The sequence below is a fragment of the Roseateles sp. GW821-FHT09G03 genome, from assembly GCF_059416045.1.
Genome location: NZ_JBWKOK010000002.1, coordinates 336,047 through 358,311 on the forward strand (window position 1 = coordinate 336,047; position 22,265 = coordinate 358,311).

12 protein-coding genes are annotated in these 22,265 nt (G+C 67.4%); 7 read left to right on the top strand and 5 right to left on the bottom strand.

Annotated features, from left to right (window positions below; all coding sequences use genetic code 11):
- Positions 1-19: 19 nt before the first annotated feature.
- The 7 genes from AC07OZ_RS08720 (at position 20) to AC07OZ_RS08750 (ending at position 13,581) form a co-directional block, all read left to right on the top strand.
- On the top strand, positions 20-2,701 hold the full coding sequence (locus AC07OZ_RS08720) for a TonB-dependent receptor (protein ID WP_495466760.1): 2,682 nt from the start codon (positions 20-22) through the stop codon (positions 2,699-2,701).
- Between the two features lie 365 nt (positions 2,702-3,066).
- Entirely contained in the window at positions 3,067-5,835 is a 2,769-nt protein-coding gene (locus AC07OZ_RS08725; protein WP_495466761.1) for a TonB-dependent receptor domain-containing protein, read from the top strand.
- 593 nt (positions 5,836-6,428) lie between these two features.
- Positions 6,429-9,116: a TonB-dependent receptor gene (locus AC07OZ_RS08730; RefSeq protein WP_495466762.1), complete on the top strand. Its 2,688-nt coding sequence runs from the start codon at positions 6,429-6,431 to the stop codon at positions 9,114-9,116.
- 96 nt (positions 9,117-9,212) lie between these two features.
- Positions 9,213-10,478 carry a geranylgeranyl reductase family protein gene (locus AC07OZ_RS08735; protein ID WP_495466763.1) on the top strand — a complete coding sequence of 422 codons (1,266 nt, stop codon included), beginning with the start codon at positions 9,213-9,215 and terminating at the stop codon, positions 10,476-10,478.
- Between the two features lie 54 nt (positions 10,479-10,532).
- Positions 10,533-11,288, top strand: a complete 756-nt coding sequence (locus AC07OZ_RS08740; RefSeq protein WP_495466764.1) for a class II glutamine amidotransferase — start codon at positions 10,533-10,535, stop codon at positions 11,286-11,288.
- 175 nt (positions 11,289-11,463) lie between these two features.
- Positions 11,464-12,654 carry a sensor histidine kinase gene (locus tag AC07OZ_RS08745; RefSeq protein WP_495466765.1) on the top strand — a complete coding sequence of 397 codons (1,191 nt, stop codon included), beginning with the start codon at positions 11,464-11,466 and terminating at the stop codon, positions 12,652-12,654.
- A gap of 96 nt (positions 12,655-12,750) precedes the next feature.
- The gene (locus AC07OZ_RS08750; protein ID WP_495466766.1) at positions 12,751-13,581 is read left to right on the top strand and encodes a LytR/AlgR family response regulator transcription factor; all 831 of its coding nucleotides are present in this window, start codon (positions 12,751-12,753) and stop codon (positions 13,579-13,581) included.
- A gap of 111 nt (positions 13,582-13,692) precedes the next feature.
- On the opposite strand, the gene AC07OZ_RS08755 is transcribed toward AC07OZ_RS08750, so the two are convergent.
- The 5 genes from AC07OZ_RS08755 to AC07OZ_RS08775 all read right to left on the bottom strand — a co-directional run bounded on the left by AC07OZ_RS08755 (position 13,693) and on the right by AC07OZ_RS08775 (position 22,135).
- Positions 13,693-15,108, bottom strand: coding sequence for an efflux transporter outer membrane subunit (locus AC07OZ_RS08755; RefSeq protein ID WP_495466767.1), 1,416 nt, complete (start codon positions 15,106-15,108; stop codon positions 13,693-13,695).
- 20 nt (positions 15,109-15,128) lie between these two features.
- Complete coding sequence (locus AC07OZ_RS08760) at positions 15,129-18,425, bottom strand: efflux RND transporter permease subunit (protein WP_495466768.1); 3,297 nt, start codon at positions 18,423-18,425, stop codon at positions 15,129-15,131.
- Positions 18,426-18,443: 18 nt separating this feature from the next.
- Positions 18,444-19,631 (bottom strand): efflux RND transporter periplasmic adaptor subunit, encoded by a 1,188-nt coding sequence (locus tag AC07OZ_RS08765; protein WP_495466769.1) that lies wholly within the window; start codon positions 19,629-19,631, stop codon positions 18,444-18,446.
- A gap of 186 nt (positions 19,632-19,817) precedes the next feature.
- On the bottom strand, positions 19,818-20,432 hold the full coding sequence (locus tag AC07OZ_RS08770; protein ID WP_495466770.1) for a hypothetical protein: 615 nt from the start codon (positions 20,430-20,432) through the stop codon (positions 19,818-19,820).
- A gap of 161 nt (positions 20,433-20,593) precedes the next feature.
- On the bottom strand, positions 20,594-22,135 hold the full coding sequence (locus AC07OZ_RS08775) for a peptide MFS transporter (protein WP_495466771.1): 1,542 nt from the start codon (positions 22,133-22,135) through the stop codon (positions 20,594-20,596).
- Positions 22,136-22,265 lie beyond the last annotated feature (130 nt).

Sequence of the window (22,265 nt, forward strand, 5' to 3'; positions counted from 1 at the left end):
TCATTTCATGGAAGCAGGCATGACCCCTTCGCATCAACTCCGCCGCATCAGCATCGCCACCGCGATCCTCGCGGCTTCGATCGGCGCCGCACAAGCCCAAGAGGCCACGCAGCTCGAACGCATCGAAATCACCGGCTCCGCCATCAAGCGCTCGATCTCCGATGAAGGCGCCCTGCCGATCACGGTGATGAAGGCCGAGGAACTGCGCGCCTCCGGCGTGTCGAGCGTCGAGGCGATCATCGAACTGCTGTCGTCCAGCCAGTCCAGCAACACCGGCGCCAACTCGATCGGCTCGAGCACCGGCGGCGCGACCTACGCGAACCTGCGCGGCCTGGGCACCAACAAGACCCTGGTCCTGCTGAACGGCCGCCGCATGACGGCGTTCGCCTTCGGCGCCAACGCGGTCGACCTGAACTCCATCCCCTTCGCCGTCATCGACCGCGTGGAAGTGCTGCGTGACGGCGCGTCCGCCGTGTACGGCACGGACGCGATCGGCGGCGTGATCAACTTCATCACCAAGTCCAACTTCCGCGGCGGCCAGGCGGTCGTGGAGCTGTCCAACCCGCAGGAAAAGGGCGGCAAGAAGGAAGGCGCGTCCATCACCTTCGGCTTCGGCGACCTCGAGAAGGATCGCGTCAACTTCTGGGGCTCGCTCGACAAGCGTCGCAGCGACCGCATCCGCGCGCTGGACCGCGACTTCGCCAAGACCGGCATCATCGCTTCGCGCGGCGTGGCCGGCAGCTCGCCGACCACCTTCCCGGGCAACTTCACGCAGGGCAACCTGTCGGGCAACCCGACGGCCCCCGGCTGCCAGGCGCCGCTGTCGGTCGTGAACCCGACCAACAACAAGGTCTGCATCTTCGACTTCAGCTCGACCATCGACATCGCTCCCGACGTCGACCAGACGACCCTGTCCGGCCGCGGCACCGTGAAGGTCGGCGACAACCACGTGCTGTCGCTGGACGTGATCTCGACCAAGAACGACAACACGGCCCGCGTGGCGCCGGACCCTGTGTCCGCGATCACGATCCAGCCGAACAACCCGTTCTTCCCGAGCACCTATCCCGGCATCGATCCGACCAAGCCGATCAGCGTGGGCTGGCGCATGGTGCCGGCGGGCCCGCGGACCAACGGTTCGCACTCGACCGCCGAACGCGCCGTGGCCGACCTGTCCGGCGTGATCGCCGACTGGGATTACCGCGCTGGCGCGCTCTACTCGAAGAGCACCGCCAATGACGCCGCCGTCGACGGCTACGTCAACGCGCCGTTCGTCCGCGCCCAGGTCGCCGCCGGCAACCTGAACCCCTTCGCCAACGCGACGCCGGCCCAGCTGGCCATCATCGAACAGGCCAAGCGCCGCGGTGTGTTCGCCAACGCCACCGGCGAGACGAAGAGCGTCGACTTCCGCGCGTCGCGGGAACTCTTCGACCTGCCGGGTGGCCGCGCCGCCGTGGCGCTGGCCGCCGAGTACCGCAAGGAAGAGTACAAGAGCGACACCAACGACGACGTCGTGCTGGCCATCCCGTCGGCCGGCCGTTCGCCGAACCACGTGGGCGGCGACCGCAACGTGAAGGCCATCGGCGCCGAACTGCTGCTGCCGGTGCTGAAGTCGGTGGAAGTCCAGCTGGCCCTGCGCCGCGACGACTACTCCGACGCCGGCGCGACGACCAACCCGAAGATCGGCATCCGCTTCCAGCCGATCAAGGAACTGGCCCTGCGCGGCTCCTACAACACCGGCTTCCGCGCCCCTGGCCTGGACGACCTGTACGCCCCGCAGACCGTCACCTTCTCGTCCGGCGCGAAGAACGACCCGCTGCTGTGCGACGGGCAAGGCAACCCGGTCAACGGCGGCGTGAAGAGCCGTGACTGCCAGTCGCAACCGCAGGTGCAGAACGGCGGCAACCCGCAGCTGAAGCCGGAGAAGTCCAAGACCTTCACCGTGGGCTTCGTGGTCGAGCCGGTCAAGGCGCTGACCGTCTCGGTGGACTACTGGAACATCCGCCTGAAGGACCAGATCAACGTCCTGCCGATCGACGTGATCTTCGCCGACCCGACCCGCTACGCCGCCAACATCGTGCGCTGCAACACCTTGCCGGCCTCCGTGCAAGCCAACCTGCAGCGTTGCGGCGGCCTGGACCTGAACAGCAACGCCATCGGCTACGTCATCCAGACCAACGACAACATCGGCCGGGTCAAGACGGACGGCATCGACTTCGCCGCTGCCTACTCGACCGCGCTGGCCGGCTGGGGCAACCTGGCGCTGTCGTACGAGAGCACCTACGTCCACAGCTACAAGTACCAGACGAACCCGTCGGGCGACTTCATCGAGAACGTCGGCGTCTACAAGGATGCCAATCCGGTCCTGCGCTGGAAGCACACGTTCTCGGCCGCCTGGGCGCTGAACAACTGGAGCTCGCGTCTGTCGATCCGTCATCAGAGCGGCTACCGCGACCAGAACGATCCCACCACCGTGGTCGGCGGCGCCTCGTTCTACGGCAACGTCGCGACGTACACGCTGGTGGACCTGTCGGGCACCTACAAGTTCAACAAGTCCACGTCGCTGACGCTGGGCGTGAAGAACCTGTTCGACACCGACCCGTCGTTCTCGAACCAGTCGACCCGCTCGCAGCGCGGTTATGACCCCCGTTATTCGGATCCGACCGGCCGCGCCTTCTTCCTGCGCGCCGCGTACGGTTTCTGATGGAACGCTGACAAACCCTCCCGGCCGCCTGTGGCGGTCGGGATACGGTTTGTTGCTGCTCGACAACGGGTTGGGCGCATGACGATTCGGGCAATCCTCGGGAGAGGCTTGCCTGCGGATACCCCTGCATTGGCCGGAAGTCACCCGTGACGCCGGTCATCCAGGGGTATCGGCCGTTCTGGGAACACCCCATTTCCCGTTGATCCGGACCGCCTCAATTGGTAGGAACCCCCGCCGGCTGTCGAATTCTGGTCATTGACACTTCTTTCACGCGACCTTCACGTTTTGCTGAGAACGAAGGTCGTCTGGATATGTTTCGCGCGTCGCCACAAGCGCCGCCGCACGACACCTTTAGGAGTGTTTCTTTGAAGACCAAACTGAACGCGGTGAGCCTGGCAGTCGCCGCCACCATTGCAATCGCGTCGTCGGCCGCGCTTGCCCAAGCCCAGGAACAGACCCAGCTGGAACGCGTCGTCGTGACCGGCTCGGCCATCAAGCGGATCGCCGCCGAAGGCTCGCTGCCGGTGCAGACCGTCACCCGCGCCGAGATCGAGCGCAGCGGCGTGACCTCGGTCACCGAGCTGATGCAGAACCTGTCGGCCGTGCAGGGCGGCACCGTCGAGGGTGACACCGTCGGCGGCGGCGGCGGCGGCCAGACCACCGTGTCCATCCACAACCTGACCGGCGACCGCACCCTGGTGCTGCTGAACGGCCGCCGCCTGATCGGCGAAGCCGGCGGCGCGGTGGACCTGAACATGATCCCGCTGGCGATCATCGACCGCGTGGAAGTCCTGACCGACGGCGCCTCGGCGCTGTACGGCTCGGACGCGGTGGCCGGCGTGGTGAACTTCATCACCCGCACCAACTCGACCAAGATCAACCTGAGCGCCTTCTGGTCGCAGCCCCAGGAATCGGGCGGCAAGGAACGCAGCGCCTCGATCTCCGGCGGCTTCGGCGACCTGGAGCGCGACGGCTTCAACGTCATGGCCGCGCTGTCCATGGACAAGCGCGACCAGCTGAGCGCCAGCCAGCGCGACTTCACCAAGTCGGGCGTCATCCCCTTCAACTACAAGGGCAAGGCGTTCACGTTCTTCAACGGTTCGGGATCGTCCATCCCCGGCAACATCGCCGTGCCGATCATCACCAAGGACGGCCAGGGCAACGACGTCCTGGATTACGAACTGCGCAACGCCTATCTGGCGCAGAACGGCGAATGCGCGCCGCAGCACGTCCAGGACGGCAAGGCCTGCGCATTCGACTATGCCGGCACCGTCCAGGCCTTCCCGGACCGCAAGCGCACCAACCTGTTCGGCTCGGGCAGCGTGAAGCTGGGCGAGCACGTGCTGCGCGCCGACCTGCTGCTGGGCAAGACCAAGACCAGCGGCAAGATCGCCGCCGTGCCGGGCTCCATCGCCGTGGACGTCAACGGCCCGTTCGCCAGCTACCTGGCTGCCGTCGGCTACACCCCGGCCTACCTGCAGTCGCTGGCCGACCAGGGCTTCGACGTGAGCGCGACCGACGCGGCGTCGGTGGCGTATCGCGCCTTCGACCTGGGCAACCGCACGAGCATCTTCGAGCGCGACACCAAGGGCCTGTGGCTGTCCCTGGAAGGTCAGCTGGCCGGCTGGGACTACACCGCCACCACCGGCTACCAGCGCGCCAAGGTCGAGGAAAGCAACTCCGGCTATCCGCTGGCCAAGGCCTTCGGCTCGCTGCTGCGCAGCGGCCTGTGGAACCCGTTCGTGCTGCCGGGCAACCAGTCGGACGCCGCCAAGGCCGCGGCCAAGGACATCATGATCTCGGGCATCTACAGCACCGAGACCAGCACGATGATCAACGCCGACTTCCGTGCCTCGCGTGAAGTCTTCAAGGCTGCGGGCGGCGCCGCCTACCTGGCCGTCGGCGCCAGCGTGCAGAAGGAAGAAGTCAAGGACGATCCGGGCGCCGTCGCGCTCGGCCACGGCGGTCCCAACGGCGACGACCAGCGCTTCGGCGACAGCACCGTCGCGGTCCCGTACAAGGCCCACCGCTACACCGCCGGCGCCTTCGCGGAACTGGTGGTTCCGGTCCTGAAGAACCTGGAAGTGACCGGCGGCGTCCGCTACGACGACTATCACAACGTTGCCAGCGCAACCAACGGCAAGCTGTCGTTCAAGTACACGCCGATGCCTGAACTGCTGATCCGCGGCTCGGTCGGCACCGGCTTCCGCGCGCCGACGCTGCGCCAGCTGTATCGCCCGCTGCAGGAGTTCGGCGTGACCGCCGACCAGTACGCCTGCTCCGACGCGATGCGCGCCATGGCGACCAGCCTGGGCGCCCTGTGCCAGCCGGGCAGCAAGCAGTACAACGTCTTCACCGGCGGCAATGGCGAGGTCAAGCCGGAAGAGTCCAAGCAGGCCACGATCGGCTTCCGCGTCGAGCCGGCCAGCAGCTTCTCGTTCGGTGCCGACTACTGGTGGGTGGCCATCGACAAGACCTTCGGCTCGGTCGACGAGAACGAGGCCTTCGGCAACCCCGCCAAGTACGCCGACCGCTGGCTGGTGTACACCGACCCGAACACCAACCAGAAGTACCTGGCCTACAACGCCAGCACGACCAACCTGGGCAAGTCGTTCAACAGCGGCATCGACTTCGACGTCACCGGCCGCGCGAACACCCCGCTCGGCCGGCTGACCTCGAACGTCCGCGCGACCTACATGCTGACGTCCAAGAACCAGCTGCAGCCGGGCCAGGAGTACTTCTCGACGATCGCGGACAACCATCCGTCCATCGGCGAGGTGACCTTCCGCTGGAAGGGCCAGTGGACCAACACGCTGCAGCACGGCAACTGGGCGCACACGGCCAACATCAACTACCAGTCGGGCTACAAGGACTTCCCGACGGAGCTGACCAGCGACGACGGCACGCTGACGGAAGTGGTGCGCCTGAAGGTGAAGGCGTACACCACGCTGGACTGGCAGACCGCCTACACCTGGAACAAGCAGCTGACGGTCGCCCTGGGCATCAAGAACGTGTTCGACAAGGAACCCCCGCTGTCGCTGCGCGCCAATGGCGGCCACATGCTGGGCTTCGACTACCGCTACTACAGCCCGATGGGCCGGACCTTCCAGGTGCGCGCCAGCTACGACTTCTGATCGCGACCGCCACCTCCCGCCGCACCACGGCGGGGCGTCGGCACCGCATCACGACAAGGACTCCTCCGGGAGTCCTTTTTTTTCGGCTGCCACGGGACGATCGCCATCACAAGGGTCCGAGGCCGATCCTCTCAGGTTAAGTATTGTTTCCATACTCTGTCCAATATCGATAAGCCATTGGATTGACGACCATTTTCCATATTCATCAAATCGAATCGATAAATTCAACGTTGCTGCGCACCTACGCTTCTTATCGCTGTCTTAACGTCATGCATACATATATCCAACGATTCGTGCGAAATCCGCTCGAAACCCCGGCGTTTGAAATCCGACATTTCCATATGAGTTAAGCATTCGTAAATTCCGAAACTGTGGCGCAGGCACGACCGAACCGTCACGAAACGGTAAGGAGAAACCCGCGAAAACAGCCCGTTTCGGCGCGCGCGGTCCCAAATTCGCGCGCTTTACGAACAGGCACCTATGACCTCTGGCGATTCGTCAGCACACTTTTGTCAGGCCTCGCGATGCGGGGTCGTTTCAATTCCGGCTCGCCGCACCCACGAGGAGGGCGGGCTCTCCCCCTAGAGGTGCATATGTACAAGCTGAACGCGGTGAGCCTGGCAGTCGCCGCCACCTTCGCGGCCGCGTCCTTCCCGACGCTCGCCCAGGAACAACAGGAACAGAGCCAGCTCGAACGGGTCGTCGTCACGGGGACCGCGATCAAGCGGCTCGACGCCGAGTCGTCCGTCCCGGTGACGACCTTCAAGATGAGCGACATCCGCCAGCAAGGCCTGACGACCGTCGAACAGATCCTCAGCACCCTGACCGCCAGCCAGAGCAGCCTGGGCACCAGCCAGGCCGTCGGCTCGTCGACGGGTGGCGCCTCCTTCGCCGACCTGCGCGGCATCGGCGCCAACAAGACCCTGGTCCTGCTGAACGGCCGCCGCATCGCCAACAACGCGTTCGACGGTTCCGCGCCCGACCTGAACATGATCCCGCTGGCGGCGATCGAGCGCATCGAAGTGCTGCGTGACGGCGCCTCGTCGCTGTACGGCACGGACGCAATCGGTGGCGTCATCAACTTCATCACCCGCTCCGACTACACGGGCGGCACGGTGACGCTGGGCTTCGACTCGCCGCAGCATGCCGGCGGCAAGACCCGCAACGCCAACGCCGGCTTCGGCTACGGCGACCTGGAGAAGCAGGGCTTCAACCTGTTCGGCTTCGTCGACCTGCAGAAGCAGGATCCGATCGGCGGCACGGACCGTCCGTTCAACACCCGCTTCGTCGGCGGCAAGTCGGGCTCCACCCTGCCGGCCAACTACTATCAGGACGGCTCGACCGTCTGGAACCCGGCCGCGCCGACCTGCGCCGGCGGCGACTTCCTGGTCCCGAACGCCGACCAGACGTCCTGCACGATGTCGACCTCGCGCTACGTGGACTACCTGCCGGAGAGCCAGCGCACCTCGGCCATGCTGAAGGGCACGGTCAAGCTGAACAACGACCACACCTTCGGCGCGGAGTACTTCATCACCCGCTCCGAGGTGAAGACGCGCATCGCCCCGGTGCCGTACGGCTTCCTGGTGCAGAACCGCCTGCGTCCGGACGGCACCCCCAACCCGTACTACCCGAACAACCCGGCGCTGCTGCCGGGTTACGACGGCGACGGCTTTGCCGGCCAGACGATGACCGACGGCGGCGCGGCGATCCAGCCGGGCTACATCACGCTGAAGTGGCGTGACTCCCCGAACGGCCCGCGCGGCGACAAGAACACCAACACGCAGCAGCGCCTGGTGCTGTCGCTGGACGGCACGCTGGCAGGCTGGGACTACGCCGCCGGCCTGAGCTACAACCAGAACAAGGTGACCGAGGACCTGATCAGCGGCTACTCGGACGGCAACAAGATCACCGAAGGCATCCTGACCGGCATCATCAACCCGTTCGGCGCGCAGGACGCCGCCGGCGATGCCTACCTGCAGAGCGCCGCCGCGCTGGGCCGCCTGATGATCGGCAAGGGCCGCACGACCAACCTGGACGCGCACGCCAGCCGCGAACTGGGCGACTGGCTGGGTGCCGGCAAGCCCGCCGCCCTGGCGCTGGGCGCCGAGTTCCGCCAGGAGAAGTTCACCCAGGACGCGCAGGACGCCTACGCGCAGACGGTGATCGCCTCCACCGGCATCGACCCCAACATCTTCAGCACGGGCAAGCGCAACGTGTACGCCGTCTACGGCGAACTGAACGTGCCGATCCTGAAGACCCTGGATGTGACCGCCGCCGTCCGCTACGACAAGTACAACGACTTCGGCAGCACCACCAACCCCAAGGTCAGCTTCCGCTTCCAGCCGATGAAGGAAGTGCTGGTCCGTGGTTCGTACTCGACCGGCTTCCGCGCTCCGTCGCTGTATGAACTGCATGCCGCGCCGACCTACACGAACTCCAGCACGGTCAATGACCCGGCGCTGTGCGCCAACGGCGGAACGACCATCAACCTGTGCGACGCGCAGTTCATGGTCCGCAACGGCGGCAACGACCAGCTCAAGCCTGAAAAGAGCAAGAGCGCGTCGCTGGGCTTCCAGTTCGCACCGCTCAACGACCTGAGCTTCGGTGTCGACTTCTGGTGGCTGCGCGTGAAGAACCTGATCGGCGTGATCGGCGACGCGTCGCTGTTCGACCCGGCCAACCTGGACAAGTTCGGTCAGTTCTACCACCGCAACGCGGCGGGCTTCCTGTCGGTCGACGGTTCGCAGTGCCCGGGCCCGAACTGCGGCTACGTGGACGTGCGCCAACTCAACCTGGGCGGCAACAACACCAACGGCTTCGACCTGAACGCGAACTACCGCCTGCGCTTCCAAGGTGCCGGCACCGTCTCGCTGGGCCTGAACAGCACGTACGTGACGAAGTACGAGTACCAGGACCTGCAGGACGGCCCGTGGAACCAGAACGTCGGCGTGTACTCCGGCGCCGGCCCGGTGTTCCGTTGGCAGCACACGCTGTCGGCGGTGTGGGCCTACGACAAGTACACGGTCGGCCTGACCGGTCACTACAAGTCGGGCTACATCGACGTGGATCCGACCAACCGCGTCAACAGCTACGCCACGGCGGACCTGTACGCGTCGTTCCGTCCGATCAAGACGGCGTCGATCACGCTGGGCGTTCGCAACCTGACGGACCGCGATCCCCCGCTGACCTTCCAGACCCAGGTCTTCCAGGCAGGTTACGATCCGCGCTTCACGGACGCGACCGGTCGCACCTTCTACATCCGCGGCACGTACGATTTCTGATCGACGCGTCCGTCACGCACCGAGGGCCCCATCCGGGGCCCTTTTTCATTTCCCCTTCCGTTGCGCTCCCCGGGGCGTGACGCCAGCCACACCGACATGAAAGAACCCGCGATCCCTTCCGCCGCGCCGCTTCGCTGCGACGTGCTGATCATCGGCGCCGGTCCCGCCGGCAGCGCCGCGGCGCGCTGGCTGGCGAAGGCGGGCGTGGACGTCGTGTTCGCCGACCAGCAGCCGCTGGGCCGCGACAAGGTCTGCGGCGACGGGCTGATCCCGGACGCGCACCACGCGCTGGAACGCCTGGGCCTGCTGGATCGCGTGATGGCCAAGGCGCAGCGCTCGGCGCACGTGGGTTGCATCGGGCCGCGCGGCGGCCGGATCGACGTGCCGGGCCACCTCGCCGTGCTGCCGCGCAAGCAGCTCGACGAGATCCTGAACCTCGGCGCGCAGGAAGCCGGCGCGCGCTTCCTGGCGCCGGCCCGTTTCGAGGCGGCGCTGGAAGACGCGCAAGGCCGCGTGCGCGGCGCGCGCTTCACCATCGACGGCCAGCCCCACGAGATCGCCGCCGACTGGGTGATCCTGGCCACCGGCGCGGTGCCCAAGGCGCTCACGGCCGCCGGCATGTGCGAGCGCCACACCCCCAGCGGCGTCGCGCTGCGGGGCTACGTGCGCGCGCCGGCCATGGTCGGCGAAATCAAGGCGCTGGAGGTGGTCTGGTGCAAGCCGGTGCAACCGGGCTACGGCTGGATCTTCCCGGCACCGGACGGCAGCTTCAACATCGGCGTCGGCGTGACCGACAGCCACAAGGACATGGCCGGCAAGGGGCAGAAGAAGGACGTGAACCTGCGCGCCATCTTCGACGCCTTCGTCGAACACTACCCGCCCGCGAAGCGCCTGATGGCCGAAGGCGAGTTGATCGGCGAGCTCAAGGGCGCGCCGCTGCGCTGCACGCTCAACGGCGCGCGCTGGACGCGGCCCGGCCTCCTGGTCACCGGCGAGGCGGCGGGCTCGACCTACTCCTTCACCGGCGAGGGCATCGGCAAGGCGATGGAGACCGGCCTGCTGGCCGCGGAGGCCATCCTGGCGCACCGCGCCGGAGCGGCCGGGAACGGCGCTGGCGCCAGTGCCGTCGACACGCAGGTCCGTGAGCAGTACGAGCAGGGTCTGCGCGCACTGCAGCCGAAGTACGACCTCTATGAGCGCGGCAACCGCGTGAACCGCTTCCCGTGGCTGGCCGACCTGCTGATCTGGCGCGCGAAGAAGAGCCCGCGCCTGCTGAAGCGGATGAGCGGCGTGCTCAACGAGACCAGCAACCCCGGCAACCTGGTCAGCCTGAAGGGCCTCACGCGGCTGTTCCTGGAATGACGCGCCCCAAGTCGCCTAGGATGACTCCCGCGACCTGAGCCTGGAGAGACCGCGATGTGCCAGCTGATGGGCATGAACGCCCGCCGACCGACCGATGTGATGTTCAGCTTCGCCGGGCTGGCGACGCGGGCGCACGAGCACAAGGACGGCTTCGGCATCGCCTTCTTCGAGGGCCGCGGCCTGCGGCACTTCGTCGACCACCACAGCGCGCGGGTCTCGCCGCTGGCGGAGCTGGTCAAGACCTACCCGATCCGCAGCGACGTCGTCATCGCGCACATCCGCAAGGCGACGCAGGGCGTCGTGTCGCTGGAGAACACCCACCCCTTCGTGCGCGAACTCTGGGGCCGCTATTGGGTGTTCGCGCACAACGGCGACCTGAAGGGCTTCACGCCCCGGCTGCATGCGGCGTTCAAGCCGGTCGGGCAGACCGACAGCGAGCAGGCCTTCTGCTGGCTGATGCAGGAGCTGGCCAAGGCGCATGCCGACATGCCGGCGATCGAGGAACTGAACCACACGCTGCGCGAGCTGCTCCCGCGGCTCAATGGCCATGGCACCTTCAACATGCTGCTGTCCAACGGCCAGGCGCTGTGGGCGCACGGCTCGACAAAGCTGCATTACCTGCTGCGCCAGCCGCCGTTCGGCCACGTCACGCTGCAGGACGAGGATGTGAGCGTCGACCTGGCCGCCAAGACCACGGAGGACGACCGCATCGCGATCGTCGCCACCGAGCCGCTCACGCGCGGCGAGGCCTGGATCCCCATCGAGCCCGGCACGCTGAAGGTCTTCGTGGGCGGCGAGCCTCTGTGCTAGCCGTGGCGGCCGGTGCCCCGTGCAGCGAATACCGAGCGTGAGGAGGCGATTGAGCGGAACGGGGCACCGGCCGCCACGGCGTCCGCTCGGTCGCCGCCGTCAGCCAATCGTCCTCGCCAACCGCCATTCGCCGCATCCGGAGACGGCGTCCAGGCCGCTCGCCTAGACTTGCCCCATGACTTCGCCCAGCGCTCCCGCCGACGCGGTCCCCGACGCCAAGCCGTCCCTGGCCACCGGCACCGCGACATCGACGGCGGCACCGCCCGCCACGGCAACGGCCCCCTCGGCCGACGCCGGCGCCGTCCAGGTCGACTGGACCCAGTGGCTGTTCCCGGGCCCGCGGCGCACCTTCAGCGAGGCGGAGATCGAGCGCTCCGGCCTGAGGCGCTGGTCCAGCGCCATCGACAGCTACGTGATGAGCAACGTGCTGGTGCTGGGGCTTGTCTTCTACACGATGCTGCCGCGCCATCTGGCGCATGTGATCCTGATCGGCGGTCTGGCGATGGCGTCCGTGGGGCTGGCCGTCGCGCGCTGGCTGTGGCGCCAGCCGACCCGCACCCGCTTCAACGGTGCGACGCTCGCGCTCAGCGTGCTGATGGTGCTGTTCACGCTGGGCATGGTGAAGGCGGGCTTCCGCGAGGAAGCCCGTGACCTGCTGCCTTTCGTGGCCGGCGGGATGACGCTGACGGTGTCGTCGTGGTGGTTCCTGACGCTGTACCGGACGCAACAGCTGGGCGCGCGGCTGGCGGAGCTCGACGCGCAGGACGAGCGCATCGCGATGGCGCAGCGGCTGGCGACGGCGCAGATCCAGCCCCATTTCCTCTTCAACACGCTGGCCTCGCTGCAGCACTGGGTCGACACCCGCGACGACCGCGCCGGACCCATGCTGCGCTCGCTGACGCGTTACCTGCGCGCGACGCTGCCGATGTTCGAGCAGGACCGGCTGCCGCTGGAGCAGGAGCTCCAGATCGTGCGCAGCTACCTGGACATCATGCAGGCGCGGCTGGGGCAGCGTCTGAGCTGGTCGCTGGACACGGACGAGACGGCACAGACCGCGATCGCCCGCACCAGCCTGCCGCCCGGCACCTTGCTGACGCTGGCGGAGAACGCGATCACGCACGGCATCGAGCCCAGCCTGCGCGGCGGGCACATCGCCGTGCGGGTGAAGGCCGCGGGCGGGCACCTGCGCCTGGAAGTGCAGGATGGCGGGCAGGGCCTGCCGCCCGGCGCCTGCGAGGGCCTGGGCCTGGCCAACACGCGGGAGCGGCTCAAGGCGCAGTTCGGCGAACGCGCCGCGTTAGGCTTAGAGCCGGGCTCGCTCGATGCGCCGGGATGCCTCGCGTGGGTCGAGGTGCCGGCCGCCTGACCGCTGCGGAATGCGCGGATGCCCGCAGATCACATCGAGGCGGTCATTGAGGATTCGACCGGGCACCGCATCGGTCATATCGGGGAGACAACACGCATGACGACGAAGATCCGCACCCTGATCGCGGACGATGAGGAAGGCCCGCGCGAGCAGTTGCGCGCTGCGCTGGCGCGGCTGGCGCCGGAGATCGAGATCGTGGCGGCCAGCGTCAACGGCTGCGACGCCTGGGACGACTGCCTCGAGCACGAGCCGCAGCTGTGTTTCCTGGACATCCGCATGCCGGGCATGTCCGGCCTGGAGGTCGGACAGCGCCTGTCGCAGCTGGCGGAGCCGCCGCAGGTCGTGTTCGTCACGGCCTATGGCGACCACGCGTTGTCGGCCTTCGAGGCGGGCGCGGTCGACTACGTGCTGAAGCCGGTCGAGGACGCACGGCTGGAGCAATGCATCCAGCGGCTGAGACAGCGCCAGGCGCAGGACATCGGGCCGGAGAGCGGATCAGAGGGATCGAACGACCGCGCCGGATCGGGCGGTGGTCCGGCATCACCGGCGATGCCTGCGGCCACGCTGGAACTGCTGCGCCAGCTTCTTCCCGCCCAGCGACCGACGATGCGCCCCATCCAGGCCAGCCAGGGTCGCGAGATCCAGCTGATCGCCCCCGACGACATCCTGTTCTTCCAGAGCGACAGCCGCTACACGCGCGTCGTGCACCGCGACGGCGAGGCCTGGATCCGCACCGCGCTCAAGGAGCTGCTGAGCGACCTCGATCCGGACGTGTTCTGGCAGGTGCATCGCTCGGTGCTGGTCAACAGCCGCTTCATCGCCAACGCGACGCGCGTCGACGAGAACACGATGCAGCTGTCGCTGAAGGGCTGCGAAGAGAAGCTGCCGGTCTCGCGCCAGTTCCAGGGCCTGTTCAAGGGCCAGTGATGCGGGATCGACGCACGCGACGCGGACAGCGCTGTGTTGCGCTGACACCGGGATCGCAGACGACAAAAGAAAAGGGGCCGAGGCCCCTTTTGTCGTTGTGGCGGTGACGCCTCAGCGCATCGCCGTCGGCGCGGGCGCCTCCGCATCGATGCCGCCCGCCAGCGCCTTGTAGACACCGACCAGCGAGGTCGCCGCCGCCGTCTGCGATTGCGCCAGCTGGTTGCGCGCGGTGAGCAGTTCGCGCTCGGCGTCCAGCACGGCGAGGAAGTCGCTGATGCCGACCTTGAAGCGTTCACGCGCGATGTTGGCCGCACGTTCCGCCGACACGGCCGCATCGAACAGCGCCTGCGCCTGCTGCTGGCTGCGGTTGTAGGTCACCAGCGCGCCCTCGGTCTCCTCCAGCGCGGCGAGCACGGTGCGCTCGTAGCTGACGAAGGCCGCCTCGTTGCGGGCATCCGCCGCCGCGATCTGGGCGCGGATGCGGCCGAAGTCGAGCAGGTTCCACACCAGCTGCGCGCCGAGGTTGTAGGCATACGCCGGACCATCGCCCAGGTCGCCGATGCGCGTCGCGTTCTGGCCGATCGTGCCGCCCAGCGTGATGCGCGGGAACATCGCCGAACGCGCCACGCCGACACGCGCCGCGGCGGCCGCGGCCTGCGCTTCGGCGGCACGGACGTCCGGACGACGACGCAGCAGATCCTCGGGCGTGCCGATGCGATCCAGCGCGATGGTCTTCAGGCCCGGCAGCGGCTTGACGTCGGACAGTTCCACGTCGAGCGCCGTCGGCGGCTGGCCCGTCAGCACCGCCAGGCGGTAACGCGTCCGCGCCAGCGCCATCTCCAGCGCGGGAATCGTGGCGGCGGTGCTCTGCACCAGCGCGCGGGCGCGCTCGGTGTCGAAGCCCGTGCCGCGGCCCGCTTCCTGGCGACCGGACACCAGCTTCAACGCGCCCTGCTGCGTCTCCAGCGATTGCTGGGCGACGCGCAGTTGCTCCTGCAGACCGCGCAGCTCGAAGTAGTTGCGCGCCACTTCCGCCGCGACGCTGACCTGCGCCGAGCGCAGACCCGCCTCGCCCGCCAGCAGCTCGGCCGCGGTGGCCCGGCGCTCGTCGGACAGGCGACCGAACAGGTCGGCCTCCCACCGCACGTCGAAGCCGACCGAGAACGCGTTGCTGCTCTGCGGGTTGCCCTGGTAATCGGGCGCGCGGGCGCGGCCGGCCCCGGCCGTCAGATCGACGGTCGGGAACAGCTGCGCATCGGCGAAGCGCGACAACGCCCGTGCTTCACGCAGGTTGGCCGATGCGATGCGCAGGTCCGTGTTGGCCTGCAGCGCGCGGTTCACCAGCGAGTCCAGCCCGCTGTCGTTGAAGCCCTGCCAGAAGCGGCCCACCGGCGCCTGCGCCAGCGCGGCGCCGTCACCTTGCGGTGCGTTGGCGAAGCCGGTGGACACAGGCACTTCGGACTTCTTCGGCGCGGGGGCCGTCGAGCAGCCCGTGAGCGCCACCGTCGCGGCCGCGGCAGCGGCCATCAAAGAGACTCGATAGAACATCATGCGCCCCCCTTGGCCGGGCTGCCCTTGGGCGGATCGGCGTCGTCGACGCCCGGGTGGAACGGATGGGCGGCGGCATCGATCTGATGACGCAGCTCGACCGCATGAGCCCGCTTCTTCTCGGTGCTCTTGCGCAGCAGCGCGTAGAACACCGGCGTCAGGAAGATGCCGAACAGCGTCACCCCGACCATGCCCGAGAACACCGCGATGCCCATCGCGCGACGCATCTCGCTGCCGGCGCCGGAGCCCAGGATCAGCGGGATGACGCCCGCGCAGAACGCGATCGAGGTCATCAGGATGGGACGCAGCCGCATGCGGCAGGCGTGGATGATCGCGTCGTGCAGCGCCTCGCCGCGCTCCTCGAGTTCCTTTGCGAACTCGACGATCAGGATCGCGTTCTTGCACGCCAGACCGACCAGCACCACCAGCGCCACCTGCGAGAAGATGTTCAGATCCCCGGCCTGCGCGAACGGTGGGAAGTGCGACAGCCACACACCGAAGAGCGCGGACAGGATGCACATCGGCACGATCAGGATGATGGCCAGCGGCAGCGACCAGCTTTCATACTGGGCCGCGAGGACCAGCACCACCAGCAGCACCGAGATCGCCAGCACCGCGCCCAGCGTCGGGATCGCGAAACCGCCGACCTTGATGTCGCGGGTCAGCCGGTCCTGGTAGGTCAGCTCCGTCCACTCGTAGGTCATGCCGCGCGGCAGGTTCTTCAGGCGCTTCTCGATCTCCGCCTCGGCCTGGCCGCTGGAGAAACCGGGCTTGGCCGCGCCGTTGATGTCCGCGCTCGGGAAGCCGTTGTAGCGCGTCACGCGCGTCGGTCCGAAGGTCGGATCGACGTTCATCAGCGCGCCCAGCGGCACCATCTCGTTCTTCTCGTTGCGCGTCTTCAGGTCGGTGATGCTGCCGGCGTTGGAACGGAAGGCCGCGTCCGCCTGCACGATCACCTGGTAGGTCTTGCCGAAGCGGCTGAAGTCGTTGACGTAGAGCGAGCCGAGGTTGATCTGCAGCGTGTCGTAGATGTCCTGCAGCTTCACGCCCATCTGCTTGGCCTTCACCCGGTCGACGTGGGCGAAGAGCTGAGGGACGTTGATGTCGTAGGTCGAATACGGCGTGCCGATGCCGCTCTTCGGATCGCCGTAGATCGGGCCCAGCGTTCCCCAGACGGCGCCGTACAGCGCCTGCTCGCCGAGGCCGGAACGGTCCTGCACCTGCACCTTGAAACCGCCCGCGTTGCCCAGGCCGTCCACCGCCGGCGGCGGCACGACGAACATGCGCGCGCCCTGGATCTGCTGGATCGCGCCGTTGACCTTGCCCAGGATCGCGTCCTTGGACTTGTCGGCGGTGGTCCGGTTCTCGAATTCGTCCAGGCCGAAGAACACGATGCCTTCGTTGGGCGCGGCCGAGAAGCCGGCGATCGACAGGCCCGGGAAGGCGATCGAGTCACGGATGCCGGGCACCTTCAGCGCGATGTCGCTCATGCGCCGGATGACCTCTTCGGTGCGGTCCAGCGTGGCGCCGGCCGGCAGCTGCGCGATGCCGATCAGGTACTGCTTGTCCGGCGCCGGCACGAAGCCCGACGGGATGCGCGTGAACAGCAGCGCGGTCAGGGCCAGCAGGATCGCGTAGACGACCAGCGCGCCGCCCTTGCGCTTCAGGATGCCGGTGACGCCGCGGCTGTAGCCCTCGCTGCGGCGCTGGAAGAAGCAGTTGAACCAGTGGAAGAACCGGCCGAACAGCTTGTCCATCACCTTCATGATGGGGTCCTTGGGCGCGTCGTGCGGACGCAGCAGCAAGGCCGCCATGGCGGGCGACAGGGTCAGCGAGTTGAACGCCGAGATCACCGTCGAGATCGCGATCGTGACCGCGAACTGGCGATAGAACTGGCCCGACAGGCCCGGGACGAAGGTCAGCGGGATGAACACCGCGCACAGCACCAGCGCGATCGCGATGATGGGCCCGGAGACCTCCTGCATCGCCTTGATCGTCGCGGCATGCGGCGTGAGGCCGTCCTCGAGGTTGCGCTCGACGTTCTCGACGACCACGATCGCATCGTCGACCACGATACCGATGGCGAGCACCAGCCCGAACAGCGTCAGCGTGTTGATCGAGTAGCCCAGCAGCAGCAGAACCGCGAACGTGCCCACGATGGATACCGGCACGGCCAGCAGCGGGATGATCGACGCGCGCCAGGTCTGCAGGAAGATGATCACCACCAGCACGACCAGCAGCACGGCCTCGATCAGGGTATGGATCACCTTCTCGATGGACGTGGCGACGAAGCGCGTCGGGTCGTAGACGATGTCGTAGCTGACGCCGGCCGGGAAGGTCTCCTTCAGGCGCTCCATCGTCGCGCGCACATCCTTGGAGATGTTCAGCGCGTTGGACTGCGGGGCCTGGAAGATGCCGATGCCGACCGCTTCCTTGTTGTTCAGCAGGCTGCGCAGCGCGTAGGTGCCGGGGCCCATCTCGACGCGGCCCACGTCGCGCACCCGGACCAGGCCGCCGGTGGCGGTGTCGGTGCGGATGATGACGTCGGCGAATTCCTCCTCGGTGACGAGGCGGCCCTGCGTGTTGATCTGCAGCTGGAAGTCGGTGCCCTTGGGCGCCGGCGGCGCGCCGACGACACCGGCCGCGACCTGCGTGTTCTGCTCACGGATGGCGTTGGTGACGTCGGAGGCGGTCAGGCCGCGACCGGCCAGCTTGGCCGGATCCAGCCAGATGCGCATCGCATAGTCGCCGGAGCCGAAGACCTGCACCGAGCCCATGCCCTGCACGCGCAGCAGCTCGTCGCGGACCTGCAGCTGCGCGTAGTTGCGCAGGTACAGCGCGTCGCGGCTGTTGTCCGGGCTGACCATGTGGACGACCATGGTCAGGTTGGGGCTGGACTTCTCGGTCGTCACGCCGATCTGCCGGACGATGTCGGGCAGGCGCGGCAGCGCGCGGTTGATGCGGTTCTGGACCGCCGTTTCCGCGGCTTCCGGGTTGGTGCCGATCTTGAAGGTGACCGTCAGCGTCATGCCGCCGTCGGCGGTGGCCTGGCTGTCGAAGTACAGGACGTTTTCCAGCCCGTTGATCTGTTCCTCGAGCGGCGTGGCCACCGTCTCGGAGATCACGCGCGGGTTGGCGCCGGGGAACTGGGCGCGCACGACGACCTGCGGCGGCGCGACCTCGGGGTACTCGGAGATGGGCAGCCGGAAGATCGCCAGCAGGCCCACCAGGAAGATGAAGATCGAGAGGACCGACGCAAAGCGCGGCCGCTCGATGAAGAAGCGTGAGATATCCATGGACGGCCTCGCGTCGGGTTACTTCGACGCGGCAGGAGCGGCGGGGGCGGCGCCCTGCGGCGCGGCGACGGGGCGGCCCTTGTCGTCGAGCTTGGCCTGCTGCGGCGTGACCGGCGCGCCGGGCATCGCATGCTGGAGGCCGTCGATGATCACGAGCTCGCCGGGCTTGACGCCCTGCACCACGCGGTAGCCGTCGAACAGCGCGCCGGCCTGGACCGGACGGGGCGCCACGATGTTGTTGGCGCCGACGACCATCACGACCTTGTTGGCCTGGTCGGTGCCGATGGCGCGGTCGGGGATCAGCGTGGCGTTGTAGGAGCCGGTGCCTTCCAGACGGACGCGCGCGAACAGGCCGGGGGTGAAGAGCCCGTCCTTGTTGTCGAACACGGCGCGGCCGCGGATGGTGGCGGTGGCCGGATTCAGGCGGTTGTCGACGAAGTCCATGCGGCCTTCGTGCGGGTAGCCCTGCTCGTTGGCCAGGCCGAGACGGATCTTGTAGACCTGCTCGCGCTTGCCGCCGGCGCGGGCGGCGGCGGCGTACTTCAGGAAGGTCGCCTCGCTGGCGTCGAAGTAGGCGTAGACCTTGTCGCTGGAGACGACGGTGGTCAGCACCGGGTCGCCGATGTTGACGAGGTTGCCGGGCGTCACGTTGGCGCGGGAGCTGCGGCCGGTGACCGGGGCGCGGACCTGGGTGAACTCGACGTTCAGCTTGGCCTGCGTCACGGCGGCTTCCGCGGCGCGGATGTTGGCCTCGTTGTTGCGGACGGCGGCCTTGAGCTGGTCGATCTCCTGCTGGCTGACGCCCTGGATGGCGACGAGCTTCTCGGCGCGGCCCAGGTCGGACTTGCTGAGTTCGGCGGCGGTGCGGGCGGCGGCGGCCTGGGCCTCGGCGCGGGCGACCTCGGCCTGGAACGGACGCGGGTCGATGGTGAAGAGCGGGTCGCCCTTCTTGACGACCTGGCCTTCGCGGAAGTGGACCTTGTCGAGTGTTCCGGCGACACGGGCGCGGATCTCGACAGTGTCCGGCGCTTCGAGGCGCCCGGTGAATTCATCGAAGTCCTGGACTTCGCGCGCGATCGCCGGGGCGACCGTCACGGGCGGGGGGCCGCCATGCTGTTGTTGTTGATCCTGTTGTCCACAGGCGGTCAGCAGCAGCGCCACGAGGGCTCCGGCGACGGCGTTGCGATTGAAAGAAGGTCCAGCCATGCATCACTCCCGAAAACGCCCACGGCATCTGTTGCACCGCAGCGTGCGGCGGAATGTACGCGGTACATGAAAACGCTTCCAGTGCCTCAGGCAATACCTGTCCCTTCGCGGGAGGGCTTCCTTGAAACGATTGACTGCCTGGGCAAGGTTGTGAGCAAGTCTCGTCGGAGACACTGCCGGAAAACGTCAGGAGGATGGGGGTTCGGAGGATTGGGCAAGGACGCCGGAGCGGGGCTTCGCGCTCCCGGACATCGCTTCACCCGCGGCAATCCGTTCGATGGCTTCCAGGGCCGCCATGGCGGGATACCCCGTCACGGTGCTCCAGCGGTCCCGGTAGTAACAGTCCCAGTAGCTGAGGACCCTGCGCCGCGTCGTCGCCATGAAGCCCGGATTGCCCGCCACGAAGGCGGCGAGTTCGGCCGGGTCCGCGCTCGAGGTCGCCTCGGCGACGACCTCGGCGATCTCAACCACGTACTCCCCGAGGAGCTGGGCGAAGAACGGGATCACCCACGGCGGATCCATGACGCCGAGTTGCCTCAGGCAAGCCTCGCGGATGTGCCCGTCGTGATGACGGGTGCCGAAGCAAAGCGCGAGTCTGCGGGCATCGCCTCCTGCGTGGTCCACGACGGCTTGCAGCCGGTCGGGTGGGCAGTAGACGCGACTGGGAAAAGCCAGCACTTCGCCTTGCACCAGAACGGTGATGCCTTTCGGGAACACATCCCGCTCCGACTGGAACAGCGAATGGACCAGCGCATGCCCGAAAGGCTGCAGCGTGGTGGGAAGAAGGATCTGGAAAGTCACGAGCGCACTCGGATCGAGTCACGTCGGTCGCCGACGATTGCGCCTGAAGGAGAGCGGCTGTGCTCCGGCCAGGGAGCGATCCTATTGCAAACGACGGACAAGAAAAAACCCGGGCGGGGCCCGGGTTTGATCGATTCGAGGAAGGCGCTCTGCGCCTTCGCTCAATGCACCCCGTGCATCAGCTTCTTCATCCACGGGCTGAGCAGCATCAGCAGCACGCCGGCGCCCGCGGGGACGATGGTGAAGATGAGGAAGAAGGTGGACATCGAGTACGTCGACGAGATCGCGTCGATGTAGGAGCCCGTCATGCCGGCGATCTTGTTGGCGATCGCGGCGTTGACGAACCAGACGCCGAACATCAGGCCCAGCAGGCGCGCCGGCGCCAGCTTGGAGATGTAGGACAGGCCGACCGGCGACAGGCACAGCTCGCCCATCGTGTGCAGCAGGTAAGCCAGCGTCAGGAAGACCATGCTGACTTGCGCCGTCTTGGCGCCCGCCGGGATGCCCGACGCGCCGTACGACAGCGCCGCGAAGCCCAGGCCCAGCAGCACCAGGCCGACGCCGAACTTCACCGGACCGCTCGGGTTCCAGCGACGCTCCCACATCTTGCTGAACATCGGCGCCAGGATCACCAGGAAGAAGGAGTTCAGCACGCCGAACCAGGTGGCCGGAATCTCCGATTGCTCCAGCGCGAACTCGCGGCCCAGCATCCACAGCGACAGGCCCCAGATCACCGCCAGCGCCAGGGCGAGCAGGGCGTTGGACGCCTTGTAGAGGCCCTCGGTGCTGCGGGCCAGCTTGATCAGCAGCCAGCTCAGGATCGCCACCGGGATCAGCGTCATCAGCGAGTTGACGATCTTGAAGATCAGCCCGCTCGTGCCCACCAGCGCGCGGTCGGTGTAGTCCGCCGCGAAGATGGTCATCGATCCGCCGGCCTGCTCGAAGGCGAACCAGAAGAAGATCGTGAAGAAGGAGAACACGCCGATCGCGATCAGGCGGTCGCGGACGATGTGGGCGGGCGTGTCGTCCAGCGGCTCGCTCGCGTCCACCAGCGGCGCGTTCTTGCCGGGTTCGCCGCCGATGTCGCCGAAGATGCCTTGCGCCATCCAGAACTGCAGCGCGCCCAGGATCATGAAGACTGCCGCCAGGCCGAAGCCATAGTGCCAGCCGATCTTCTCGCCGATGTAGCCGCACAGCGAGATGCCGAAGAAGGCGCCCGCGTTCACGCCCATGTAGAACAGCGTGTAGCCGCCGTCACGCTGGCCTTCGTTGTCCTTGTTGTAGAGCTGGCCGACGATGGCCGAGATGTTCGGCTTGAACAGGCCCGTGCCCAGGATCACCAGACCCAGGCCGACATAGAAGGTCGCCTTGGTGTCGAAGAACAGCGCGATGTGGCCGGCCGCGATGATGAAGCCGCCCAGCACCACCGAGCGCCGCGTGCCGAGGAACCGGTCCGCGATGTAGCCGCCGATGATCGGCGTCAGGTACACCAGCATGGTGTACGTGCCGTAGAGGCTGGTCGCCTCTTCGCGCGTCCAGCCCCAGCCGCCCTTGGTGGCCTCGGAGATCAGGTACAGCACGAGCAGCGCCCGCATGCCGTAGTAGGAGAACCGTTCCCACATCTCGGTGAAGAACAGGACGAACAGGCTGTTGGGCTGGCCGAGGATGGTCTGCCGCGCTCCGGGAGTTTGAATTGTGTTCAAACGACGCTCCGTGATCGATCGCTGGTGGATCGCTGAGGAATCAATGACCCGGCGCTCCGGGTCACGGGAAACCGCGTTCCAGGGATCAGAACGCGTTTGCCGCTGGTCCAGGCCCCGGATCGATCAATCC

Bases quoted from the DNA above. Each gene is read 5' to 3' on its own strand.
- AC07OZ_RS08720 (WP_495466760.1), top strand. From the start codon at position 20: ATGACCCCTTCGCATCAACTCCGCCGCATCAGCATCGCCACCGCGATC.
- AC07OZ_RS08730 (WP_495466762.1), top strand. From the start codon at position 6,429: ATGTACAAGCTGAACGCGGTGAGCCTGGCAGTCGCCGCCACCTTCGCG.
- AC07OZ_RS08735 (WP_495466763.1), top strand. From the start codon at position 9,213: ATGAAAGAACCCGCGATCCCTTCCGCCGCGCCGCTTCGCTGCGACGTG.
- AC07OZ_RS08740 (WP_495466764.1), top strand. From the start codon at position 10,533: ATGTGCCAGCTGATGGGCATGAACGCCCGCCGACCGACCGATGTGATG.
- AC07OZ_RS08745 (WP_495466765.1), top strand. From the start codon at position 11,464: ATGACTTCGCCCAGCGCTCCCGCCGACGCGGTCCCCGACGCCAAGCCG.
- AC07OZ_RS08750 (WP_495466766.1), top strand. From the start codon at position 12,751: ATGACGACGAAGATCCGCACCCTGATCGCGGACGATGAGGAAGGCCCG.
- AC07OZ_RS08755 (WP_495466767.1), bottom strand. From the start codon at position 15,108: ATGGCCGCTGCCGCGGCCGCGACGGTGGCGCTCACGGGCTGCTCGACG.
- AC07OZ_RS08760 (WP_495466768.1), bottom strand. From the start codon at position 18,425: ATGGATATCTCACGCTTCTTCATCGAGCGGCCGCGCTTTGCGTCGGTC.
- AC07OZ_RS08765 (WP_495466769.1), bottom strand. From the start codon at position 19,631: ATGGCTGGACCTTCTTTCAATCGCAACGCCGTCGCCGGAGCCCTCGTG.